Annotated in this window: 11 protein-coding genes; 6 read left to right on the forward strand and 5 right to left on the reverse strand. The window is 42.2% G+C overall.

Annotated features, from left to right (window positions below):
• On the forward strand, positions 1-1,063 hold a 1,063-nt coding region (locus PX484_RS09125), incomplete at its 5' end, for a DNA repair protein RecN (protein WP_502882713.1).
• 3 nt (positions 1,064-1,066) lie between these two features.
• On the opposite strand, the gene PX484_RS09130 is transcribed toward PX484_RS09125, so the two are convergent.
• Together PX484_RS09130 and PX484_RS09135 are read right to left on the reverse strand one after the other, a co-directional pair.
• Positions 1,067-1,708, reverse strand: a complete 642-nt coding sequence (locus tag PX484_RS09130; protein ID WP_004268525.1) for a Uma2 family endonuclease — start codon at positions 1,706-1,708, stop codon at positions 1,067-1,069.
• Positions 1,709-1,732: 24 nt separating this feature from the next.
• Complete coding sequence (locus PX484_RS09135) at positions 1,733-2,374, reverse strand: Uma2 family endonuclease (protein WP_287664922.1); 642 nt, start codon at positions 2,372-2,374, stop codon at positions 1,733-1,735.
• 121 nt (positions 2,375-2,495) lie between these two features.
• Here PX484_RS09135 and PX484_RS09140 point away from each other — a divergent pair, with 121 nt between their 5' ends.
• The gene (locus tag PX484_RS09140) at positions 2,496-3,689 is read left to right on the forward strand and encodes an NAD(P)/FAD-dependent oxidoreductase (RefSeq protein WP_288103540.1); all 1,194 of its coding nucleotides are present in this window, start codon (positions 2,496-2,498) and stop codon (positions 3,687-3,689) included.
• Between the two features lie 2 nt (positions 3,690-3,691).
• Here PX484_RS09140 and PX484_RS09145 read toward each other — a convergent pair whose 3' ends face one another.
• Positions 3,692-3,967 (reverse strand): hypothetical protein, encoded by a 276-nt coding sequence (locus PX484_RS09145; protein WP_002768833.1) that lies wholly within the window; start codon positions 3,965-3,967, stop codon positions 3,692-3,694.
• Between the two features lie 316 nt (positions 3,968-4,283).
• Between PX484_RS09145 and cysS the strand changes: the two genes are divergently transcribed.
• Positions 4,284-5,726, forward strand: a complete 1,443-nt coding sequence (gene cysS / locus PX484_RS09150; RefSeq protein WP_287764844.1) for a cysteine--tRNA ligase — start codon at positions 4,284-4,286, stop codon at positions 5,724-5,726.
• Here cysS and PX484_RS09155 read toward each other — a convergent pair.
• On the reverse strand, positions 5,709-7,238 hold the full coding sequence (locus PX484_RS09155; RefSeq protein ID WP_288103542.1) for a glycine betaine ABC transporter substrate-binding protein: 1,530 nt from the start codon (positions 7,236-7,238) through the stop codon (positions 5,709-5,711). The genes cysS and PX484_RS09155 overlap by 18 nt on opposite strands.
• A gap of 118 nt (positions 7,239-7,356) precedes the next feature.
• Here PX484_RS09155 and PX484_RS09160 point away from each other — a divergent pair, with 118 nt between their 5' ends.
• The 3 genes from PX484_RS09160 to PX484_RS25715 are packed head-to-tail and all read left to right on the forward strand — an operon-like array spanning position 7,357 to position 10,030.
• Positions 7,357-8,361 (forward strand): CHAD domain-containing protein, encoded by a 1,005-nt coding sequence (locus PX484_RS09160; RefSeq protein WP_287764842.1) that lies wholly within the window; start codon positions 7,357-7,359, stop codon positions 8,359-8,361.
• A 12-nt stretch (positions 8,362-8,373) separates the two neighbouring features.
• Positions 8,374-9,807, forward strand: a complete 1,434-nt coding sequence (locus PX484_RS09165) for a bifunctional orotidine-5'-phosphate decarboxylase/orotate phosphoribosyltransferase (RefSeq protein ID WP_287764840.1) — start codon at positions 8,374-8,376, stop codon at positions 9,805-9,807.
• A 40-nt stretch (positions 9,808-9,847) separates the two neighbouring features.
• A complete protein-coding gene (locus tag PX484_RS25715; RefSeq protein WP_170915505.1) occupies positions 9,848-10,030 on the forward strand; it encodes a hypothetical protein in 183 nt (60 codons plus the stop codon).
• Positions 10,031-10,107: 77 nt separating this feature from the next.
• On the opposite strand, the gene PX484_RS09170 is transcribed toward PX484_RS25715, so the two are convergent.
• Positions 10,108-10,404, reverse strand: a complete 297-nt coding sequence (locus PX484_RS09170; protein WP_002768846.1) for a DUF1816 domain-containing protein — start codon at positions 10,402-10,404, stop codon at positions 10,108-10,110.
• Positions 10,405-10,441: the final 37 nt, after the last annotated feature.

Consider the following 10,441-nt stretch of genomic DNA (forward strand, 5'->3'; position numbering starts at 1 on the left):
ACTCTCCCACGGTGTCGATTTACAAAATTCCAGCTATCAAGTCTATCAACTACTCTACCAAAACGATCGCGATCAACCGGCCGTCGCTGATTTGTTAGGAAAAGCTGAAAATATCTTGACAAATATGATGGTTTATGATACAAGTTTAGAGCCAATTTTAGAGATGGTGCGATCGGCATTAAATCAGGTGGTGGAAGCGGGACAGGAAATCAACGTTTATGGGGATAGTCTAGAGGCAGATCCCGAGAGATTGAACGAGATAGAAGAGAGAATTATCCAACTTAAGCGCATTTGTCGCAAGTATGGCCCAAGTTTAGCCGAAGCACTCGATTATTATCAGAAATTACAACAGGAATTAGCGGAGTTGACGGGAGAAGGACAATCGATTGAGGAATTAGAAAAAATTTGTCAGCAACAGGAAAACATCTATCGAGAAACTAGCACCCAGTTAACCTTTTTGCGACAAGAAACCGCTAGTCAACTAGAAAAACAATTGGTACAGGAATTAAAACCTTTAGCCATGGAAAAGGTGATTTTTGTCTGTCGGATTGACCCGGGTAATCCTAGCAGTCTGGGAGTCGATCAGGTGGTATTTTATTTTAGTCCCAATCCGGGGGAAAAAATCCAACCTTTATCCAGTACCGCTTCCGGAGGAGAAATGAGTCGTTTTCTCCTAGCATTAAAGTCCTGTTTTTCCCAATCCCAATCGGCAGCAGCCACCCTAATTTTTGACGAAATCGATGCGGGAGTATCGGGAAAAGTTGCCCAGGCAATTGCCGATAAATTAGATCAATTAGGTCAAAAATATCAAGTTTTATGCGTTACTCATCAACCCTTAGTGGCTGCTTTAGCTGATCACCATTTTCGAGTTTATAAACAAATGATTGCCGAAGATAATCCCACTAATCTCTCGGAAATTCGCACGGTTGTCCGGGTTACTTCTCTCGATAATCGTCAGACGAGAAGGGAAGAATTGGCACAATTAACGGGAGGAAATTCGGCAGCAGATGCCATCGCTTTTGCCGAGTCTTTATTGGAGAAAGCGGCTGCTAAAAAACAGTAGGATTTAACCTTGAAATTGACTGATTAACCAACGTCCCACCTGACTTTGATCTCTGGTGCGTGCCTGTTGTAAAGCTGACTCTAAAACCGCAAGTTTTAAATTAGGTAAAACCTTTGATATATCAATTCTTTTACTACCTCGATCGATTATTTCAAAGGCGAATATTTGAGGATCATCTACCTGAACACTCCAGTATTCACTAACCCCTAATTCTTCGTAGAGTAAGCGTTTATTACCTAAGTCATCATTGAGGGTAGATTTTGAGATTTCAATGACTAAATCTGGTGGGGGATACTGATTTAAATCAATAATCGAAGTACCGTAGGGAATCAGATTAGCTTTCTCTGCAAAATAATAAGATATATCCGGTTGAACTTCTCGATAACCAGACCTGCGAAAACTGCAATTATCTTTGGCATTAAAGGCCAGATTTTTTAGGGTAGCATAGAGACTAACAGCAAAGATCAAAATAGCATGATCGCTGGCATGATCGTTACCAATAGGAGTCATTTCTAATCGATAATAGCCATTGTAATAATAACTTTTTCCTTGATTTTCTGGGAAGTTTTTAATTGCTTCTAAGTATTCTTCCCAACTAGCTTTAATCCATAAATCTGTCGAGATAGTAGTTTCTAGCTGTTGCATAATATTAGCCTCGATTTTATGTAGTTAACCTTGAAATTGAGTGATTAACCAACGTCCCACCTGACTTTGATCTCTGGTGCGTGCCTGTTGTAAAGCTGACTCTAAAACCGCAAGTCTTAAATTAGGTAAAACCTTTGATATATCAATTCTTTTGCTACCTCGATCAATTATTTCAAAAGCAAATATTTGGGGATCATCTACCTTAACACTCCAGTATTCACTAACCCCTAATTCTTCATAGAGTAAGCGTTTATTGCCTAGATCATCATTAAGGGTAGATTTTGAGATTTCAATGACTAAATCTGGTGGGGGATACTGATTTAAATCAATAATCGAAGTCCCATTTGGTATCAGATTCGCTTTTTCTCCTAGATAGTAAGATATATCTGGCTGCACTTCTCTAATTCCTTTTTTACGATAAGAACAAGTGGGGAGTCCTTGAAAAGGAATTTCTTTGAGGATAGCGTAGAGACTCACCCCCAAAAAGACAACATGATGATCTCTAGCGTGTTCAAATCCAATAGGAGTCATTTCTAATCGATAATAGCCATTGTAATAATAACTTTTCCCTTGATTTTCTGGTAAGTTTTTAATTGCTTCTAAGTATTCTTCCCAACTACCTTTAATCCATCGTTCAGTTATCCCCCTAGTTTCTAGCTGTTGCATAGTTATCCTATCCCGCTTTGAACTTTTTCTGTAATTATAGCAATTATCGACAAAATCAGAACCAAGGAACCGAGCAAGTATAATGATAGAATAGATTAATCGAGGAAAAATTAGCCCAATTATGACCACAACTTATGATTATATAATTATCGGTGGTGGTATCACTGGTTCCGCCTTAAGCTATGAACTAGCCAACCTAGGCAGTCGAGTCCTCTTATTAGAAAAAGAAACCCATCCCCTCAACGCCACTTTCTACAGTTACGGGGGTTTAGCCTATTGGTCGGCTACCACAGAAATCCAGAGAAAATTATATCAAGAAGGTCGAGAAATTCAGCGCAATTTATCCCAAGAATTGGGCATAGATAATGAATACCGGGACCTAGAGCTAATTCTCACCGTGAACCCCGAAGATGATCCGGTCACTGTGGCCGAAAAATTTGCTATCTTTGCTATTACCCCCGAAATTCTCGATCCGCAAGCAGCGATCGCTTTAGAACCTTTATTAAATCCCGCAGCTATCTCCGGAGTTTTACGACTACCCCACGGTCACATTAACGCCGAAAAAACTAATCTTGCCTATCAACAAGCTTTTCTACGTCTGGGAGGCACGATTATTCGGGAAGCTGTCATCGAATTAATTGAAACTGCATCGAGAATTACCGGCGTAAAAACTCCTAAAAATAATTATTCTGCCGGGGAAACTATCGTCTGTGCCGGGGGATTAACTCGGTCTTTACTGCAAAAATCCGGTATTACTGCTCCCGTCTATTTTACCCATGCCCAGGTGATCAAAATTCCCCCCACTGAGATCAAATTAAACACCCTAGTTATGCCCGCAATTCCTGCCAGATTGCTATTAGAGCAAAAAATCACCCAACTAGAAAAGCAGGGCATTTGGCAGAGAGAAACCCCAGAAATAATTGCCAGTGTTTTAGAAACGGGGGCGGTACAATTCCGGGATCAAAGCCTTTATCTAGGGCAAATTAGCGCCATTGTCACCGATCCAGACGGGATTTTAAACCCTCTGGCCGGGGAAAAAGCAATCCGCACCGCCGTGGGGACATTGCTGCCCTCTTTAGCCGCTCTCCCCGGCAGCTGTCATCATTGCCTAGTGGCCTTTGCCCCCTCGGGACGGCCTCTGGTGGGAGCGATCGCCGATAAAGTGGGATTGCAGGTATTTTCTGGCTTTACCAGTACACTTGTATCGGCTCCGCCCCTGGCCCGACGTTTCGCGCGTCATCTGCTGGGGGAAAATGACGAGATAATTACTAATTTACAAAAGTTAAGAGAGAAATTAACTGATGGTTGCAATTAATCCTAATCGACTTTTTCCAACTGCCAAAGAATTTGGTTTCCCTCCCGTCTGACCCGGGAGATTACCCAATTTCGCCACGGCCAATGGTCGCCTCGACTGGTAACGGCCCCTGGATTAATATCCATTAAATCGGCCACTTCGGCGCTGGTAATCAAATAACCGCGATTGGCCACTTCATCGGCAATGCGTAGGGTTTCGATGAGATTTCTTAGCTGGTCAACTCTTTCTCCCCGGGGTAATTGGATTTCATCGCCAGCGCTATTAGGTGGTTCATTCATAGTTAGGGTCTGGTCAAAGTTTATTAACAATTAAAAATTGTCGGTTGAGGCAAACAAGCAAGCTTCCCCTATCGTTATTCTATCGATTCTATCAATAATAGTTGTCATCAAAACAGTCCTATCTCCTCAAATCTTACCGTCAGATTTTTACTAAAACCCGAAAAACCCCTTGACAAGAAAAACAAAATATAGTAGAGAAATCAGGGAAAGTGGTTAGCGGTCACTGATAACTGATAACTGATAACTGATAACTGATCACTGATAACTGCTATAAAATTGGACTAGCCTTTTTCCCCAGAAAAAAATTTCCCCATCCATGACCTTAATCCTCTACAACACCCTCAGTCGTCGCGAAGAACCCTTTACTCCCCTCATCCCCGGCATTGTCTCCATGTATTGCTGCGGCATTACCGTCTATGATTATTGCCATTTGGGTCATGCGCGTACCTGTGTGGTTTGGGATGTGGTGCGGCGTTATTTAGAGTATCTCGGCTATAAAGTGCGCTATATTCAGAATTTCACTGATATTGACGATAAAATTCTCAATCGGGCTAAAAATGAACATACCACCATGGCAGCCGTAGCCGAGAAATTTATCCAGGCCTACTTTGAGGATATGGAAAAATTAGGAGTCAGACCGGCGGACGCTTATCCCCGGGCCACTCATACCCTCGACGGCATCAAGCGCCTAGTCTATGAATTAGAACAAAAAGGCTATGCTTACCCCAGCGATGGCGATGTGTACTATTCCGTCCGTCGTTTTTCTGATTATGGCAAACTATCAGGGCGAAAACTGGATGATTTGCAAGCCGGGGCCAGCGGCCGGGTAGAAACCGACGACCCGGAAGCAATTAAAAAACAAGACCCCTTTGATTTTGCCCTCTGGAAGGGGGCAAAACCGGGGGAACCTAGTTGGGATTCTCCCTGGGGCCAAGGTCGTCCAGGGTGGCATATTGAATGTTCGGCCATGGTCAAAGAACAATTGGGAGAAACTATCGACATTCATGTGGGGGGAAGTGATCTAATTTTTCCCCACCACGAAAACGAAATTGCCCAAAGTGAAGCGGCTACGGGTAAACCTCTGGCCCACTATTGGTTACATAATGGCATGGTTAAGGTGGCAGGGGAAAAAATGTCAAAATCCCTCGGTAATTTCATCACTATTCGCGAGTTATTGGCAAAATATGACCCCTTAGCCGTGAGATTATTAATTTTAGGCGCCCAATACCGCAAACCGATTGATTTTTCCGATGAGGGATTGCAGGCGGCCACTAATGGCTGGCATACTTTACAAGAGGGTTTATCCTTTGGTTATAAGCATCTTCCGCCAGATAATCCCGGAATTACTGACCAAGAGCTAGAAAATCGCTTTCAAGAGGCGGTAAATCACGATTTTAACTTTGCCGGTGGTTTAGCGGTGTTATTTGAAATCGCTAAGGAATTACGCAAGGAGGGTAATAATTTAACCCATGCGGGTAAGACAGACAGCAATCTGGCCCAATTAGCGGTAAAATGGCATACTTTGGTGAAATTGTCTAGGGTTTTGGGCTTAGAAATTGCCGCCGACCAGGGAGAAACCCCTGTTTCTGAGGGAATTAGTGCAGCGGATATCGAAAATCTGATCCAACAACGGACAGAGGCGAAAAAAGCGAAAAATTACGCCGAAAGCGATCGTATTCGCGCAGAATTAAAAGCCCAAGGCATTACTTTAATCGACCAACCCGGGGGAGTAACTAAATGGTTAAGAGAGGGAGACTAGAAATTCTTTAACCACTTCCTCCACTTTGCGATCGCGGCCATCCACCTGATAGTTTAATTTCTGCATGGCTGTGGAGGTAATTTTGCCGGTGAGTTTGGCTAAAACCTGTCGCAATTGGGGATATTTTTGCAAACTATCCAGGTTAAAAATCGGTACCGCTTCGTAGGGAGGAAAATAGCGTTGATCATCTTCTAGGATGACTAAATCTAGCACGGGAATTAAGCCATCGGTGGAATTTCCCGCCACTAAATCCACTTGTTTTTCGGCTAAAGCGCGGTACATTAACCCTAAATCCATCACTTTCGGGGGTCCGGCAAAAGTTAGACCATAGGTCTTGGCTAATCCCTTATAACCGTCTTCCCTTTCCAAGAATTCATAACCAAAACCCGCTTGCCAATTGGGGGTATATTTCGCCGCTTGCGAGAGAGTTTTAAGATTGTATTGACTGGCGGTTTCTCCCCGGATAACAATGGCGAAAGTATTCTCGAATCCTAAACTGGGAAACACTTCTAGATTAAATTTTTCTGGATAAATCTCTTGCAGCTTTTCAGAGACTAATCGGGCATCGTTAAGGGGTTTTTCCTGTAAAATTCCCGTGAAAGCCGTGCCGGAATACTCCACATAACCATCGATTTTACCCGCTTTCACCGCTTCATGACAGATCAGAGTACCACCGAGATTAAATTGACGTTCAACCCGTAAATTCGTCTCTTTTTCGATCTCCTGTGCCAAAATTTCCCCTAAAATCACCTGTTCGGTAAAATTTTTGGAACCGATCACCACGGTGCCGGGGGATGAATGGAAAATTTGAGTCAAGAGGAAAGATAGCAGGGCTAACCCGATTAAACCTAAGCCCCATTGCCATTTAGAGGGCTTTTTCGGGCGTTGCGAAGGGGAAAAGGTCTTTTCTAGCCGACCGAGACTCCAATCGGCAACAAGGGCTAAAAAAGCGGCAGGAATTGCCCCCGCCAAAATTAACTGATTGTTGACCGTGGCAATACCGCGAAAAATAAACACTCCCAAACCACCGCCACCGATGGCAGCTGCGATCGTAGCCACACCGATAGCAATCACCGTGGCAATTCTCACTCCTGCCAAAATTGTCGCCCTGGCCAGGGGTAATTCGATATAGCGCAGGATTTGACCGTCGGTCATGCCTAGGGATAACCCGGCTAATTTTAATTCGGGATCAACTTTTTTGATGCCCAGATAGGTATTTAAAACAATTGGCAGTAAGGTATAGAGAGTTAGGGCAACAATAGCGGGAATTTTGCCGATTCCTCCCAAAAAAGGCACGGAAATTAAAAAACCAAATAGGGCTAAACTGGGGATAGTCTGTAGGGTGTTAACGATCGCTATAATTGGTTGAGCGAGAATAGCTTGACGACTAATCAAAATACCTAGAGGAATCCCGATTAAGCTACCCATAGCCATGGCTATTCCCGTCAAGAAAAGATGCTCTCCAGTGCGAAAAGCGATTTCCCCCGCATAATCTAGCCAAAAACTATCCATAAACTTCTCTTAAAGCTGCTGCTTCATCCTATTGTGTAGAATAAATGGGACCTATTAGTTCCAGTCTTTATTTAAAGATTCTATCATCATCTTGACATTATTTCCTCCCTAAAGACAAATGACTAACAAATTTAATCCTCGGGCTAAAACTGTGGCCGATTGGGCCTATATCGGTATTGATAAACATTTTCATAAAGTTCTTAAACATGAAGCTGGAGTTTTACTCGATCAGGATACGGAAGAATTACATCAAATTCGTGTGGGAATGCGTCGTCTTCGCAGTACCTTAACCGGTTTTGCCCCCGCTTTAACCATGCCGAAATATGCCGATCAAAAACGGGTGGGTAATCTGGGCATAATTTTAGGAGAATTGCGTGATTTAGATGTGTTAAAAGAGGCTTTTGTCGGTCATTATCAGCCAATTTTACCACCGAAAGAACAGGAATTACTGAAGAAAGTTTTACAAGTTCTCGAAAGCCGAAGAAAGAAGGCTTTTGCTAAGGTAGAAAAGCTGTTAAAGTCCGACAAATTTCTCAATTTTAAGGCAGATTTTGCCAGTTGGTTGGATAATCCCACCTATCAACCGATAGGAAAATTAGATATTGCCACGGTTTTACCAGACTTATTATTACCGCAAGCGAGTCGCTTTTTACTCCATGAAGCTTGGTTAGTTGGGGTAAATTTAGAGGAAAATCAAAAAGTAAGAGAGTTTTCTAGTCAAGAAATTGATGACTTATTGGAAAAGGAAGGATTATTACTGCACGATCTCCGTAAAGAAGCCAAGCGTTCTCGCTATAATATGGAGTTATTTACTCAGTTTTATGGCGACAAATATCAAGAGTACCTAGAAGATATTAAAAACCTTCAAGGTATTCTCGGAGAAATGCAGGATTGTTGTGTTCTCTCGGATTTTCTTAGCCAAATTTTCCCCAATTGTCTCGCCAAGGAAATGCCCACATTACTCGAAATTTTCCAAAATATCCGTCACCAAAAATGGCAAGAATGGCAACCACTACAAAAGAAATTCCTTGACGCTGACACCAGAAAAAGTCTGCACGAGACAATTTTACAGCCTATTTTTCGACCAAATAGTGTAGAATTAGGAACTAATCCAGAATCCTGAGATTAGGAACCGATGAATTTTTTTCAAAAGTTAAACCACGCCATTAGTCAAAACCAGACTCTACTTGTCCTCGGTTTAGATGCTAACCCCGAAATGATGCCCCCCACCCCGGGAGAATTAATCGTTAATTTAGAACAGTGGCTCAAGTTTATTATCGATGAAACTGCCCCTTTTGTCTGTGCCTACAAACCAACTTTAGGCTTTTATCAAGCTTTGGGAGCGGCAGGGTTAGAATTATTACAGCGAGTTTTAACGGCAATTCCCCCTCATATCCCGGTCATTTTGGATGCTAAACACGGCGATATTAATACTAGCAGTATTTTAGCTGAGACTATCTTTAAAACTTGGCAGGTGGACGCGGTTACTCTCAATCCCTACTCCGGACAGGATCACGTTGCTCCTTTTTTAGTTTACCCCGAGCATGGCGCTTTTATCCTCTGTCATACTTCCAATCAAGGCGCGATTAATCTGCAAGAATTCCCCAGTCGCGACAATCCTTTTTATCTGCAAGTCGTCAAAGAAGCTTGCACCTGGGGAACTCCCGAACAAGTATTTTTAGAAGTGGGAACCACTCAACCGGAGATTTTGAAAAAGATTCGCAATTTTGCCCCCGAAAGATTGATTTTATTACGCAGTATTTGGGAAGACAAAAGTAAATTCTCCGAGTTAATTACTGTGGGTTTAAATAGTCATGGCGAGGGTTTATTAATTCCTATACCCCAAGACTTTTTATCTCAACCCGATTTGGGGGCAAAAGTCAAGGATTTACGCGAGGAAGTCAACAAAATTCAACAAAATCACCAGCAAGAATCAAGCGGAGATGAGACTTGGACTGCTAACGTTTGTCTTTTAAAACAACATCCTCATCAGGATTTAATTCTACAATTATTTGATATTGGTTGCTTGATGTTTGGCGATTATGTACAAGCATCGGGAGAAACTTTTTCCTATTATATTGATCTCAGAAAAATTATCTCTAATCCTAATATTTTTCAGCAGGTAATTGAAGCCTATGGAGAAATATTAAAAACCTTGACATTTGACCGCATTGCTGGTATTCCCTACGGCTCTTTACCTACAGCTACGGGTTTATCTTTATTATTAAATCATCCGATGATTTTCCCCCGCAAAGAAGTAAAAGCTCACGGCACAAGAAGAGTAATTGAAGGTAATTTTCAAGTGGGGGAAACTGTGGTAGTGGTGGACGATATTTTAATTTCTGGCAAAAGTGCGATCGAAGGGGCAGAAAAAATTAAATCGGCGGGATTATTAGTTAATGATATCGTGGTTTTTATCGACCATGGTGGCCCCGTTAAAGATAAACTTCGTAGCCATGGTTATCAACCTTATTCGGTTTTAACCCTAGCAGAAATTACCGATACTCTCTACGAAGCGGGAAGACTGACAGAAGCAGAATATAGCTGTTTTTTAAATCGCTCCCATTGATATTTAGGGTTTGCGGCAAAAAGTTTTTCTTGGGGGCAGGGTGTGGGGTGTGGGGTGTGGGGTGTGGGGTTTTATCGATTTTCAGCTGGTCAACTACCTAATTTTCAGGGAAAAAGTACCTGAATTTTCCCCCCGATCCCCGCAATGGCTGGCACTTTTTGAGGGGAAAAAAGTCCAAAAGTCTTATCCAACAAGGTTTTTAGATTTATTCAGCAGACCCTAAGTAGCAGCCTTATGCTGTCTTTTCACTGTTTACTGATTACTGATTACTGATTACTGATTACTGATCCCTGAAAATTGTTAAGAAACTTGACTGCGTAAGACCTTTAGGGTATTCAGGAGCTTGCTTTCTTCTTTTTCCTCAAAAATAGTTAAATCTTTCGGTTTACAACGTTTTATATGCAATTTAATCCCCTGCGCTCCTTCCGTTTTCAAATCTTCTTCGTAACCGGCTTGAGCGACCTCAGCCTCGTCTTTAGCGAGAAAAGGACCGAAATAATAAGTACATCTGGGATAGTCGGTTTTAATCTCGACCCAGTAGGCTAATCCGAACCTTTCGAGTAAGCTAATCAAAAATTCTTTCATTTCGTTCCCCATCTAAATCTACTCTGGTGGTTTTGTTACGTTTGTTTAC

This window comes from Microcystis sp. M49636_WE2 (assembly GCF_030065375.1).
Lineage (GTDB): Bacteria > Cyanobacteriota > Cyanobacteriia > Cyanobacteriales > Microcystaceae > Microcystis > Microcystis aeruginosa_C.

Bases quoted from the DNA above. Each gene is read 5' to 3' on its own strand.
- PX484_RS09165 (WP_287764840.1), top strand. From the start codon at position 8,374: ATGAATTTTTTTCAAAAGTTAAACCACGCCATTAGTCAAAACCAGACT.
- PX484_RS09155 (WP_288103542.1), bottom strand. From the start codon at position 7,238: ATGGATAGTTTTTGGCTAGATTATGCGGGGGAAATCGCTTTTCGCACT.
- cysS (WP_287764844.1), top strand. From the start codon at position 4,284: ATGACCTTAATCCTCTACAACACCCTCAGTCGTCGCGAAGAACCCTTT.
- PX484_RS09130 (WP_004268525.1), bottom strand. From the start codon at position 1,708: ATGCAACAGCTAGAAACTACTATCTCGACAGATTTATGGATTAAAGCT.
- PX484_RS09140 (WP_288103540.1), top strand. From the start codon at position 2,496: ATGACCACAACTTATGATTATATAATTATCGGTGGTGGTATCACTGGT.
- PX484_RS09145 (WP_002768833.1), bottom strand. From the start codon at position 3,967: ATGAATGAACCACCTAATAGCGCTGGCGATGAAATCCAATTACCCCGG.
- PX484_RS09135 (WP_287664922.1), bottom strand. From the start codon at position 2,374: ATGCAACAGCTAGAAACTAGGGGGATAACTGAACGATGGATTAAAGGT.
- PX484_RS09170 (WP_002768846.1), bottom strand. From the start codon at position 10,404: ATGGGGAACGAAATGAAAGAATTTTTGATTAGCTTACTCGAAAGGTTC.
- PX484_RS09160 (WP_287764842.1), top strand. From the start codon at position 7,357: ATGACTAACAAATTTAATCCTCGGGCTAAAACTGTGGCCGATTGGGCC.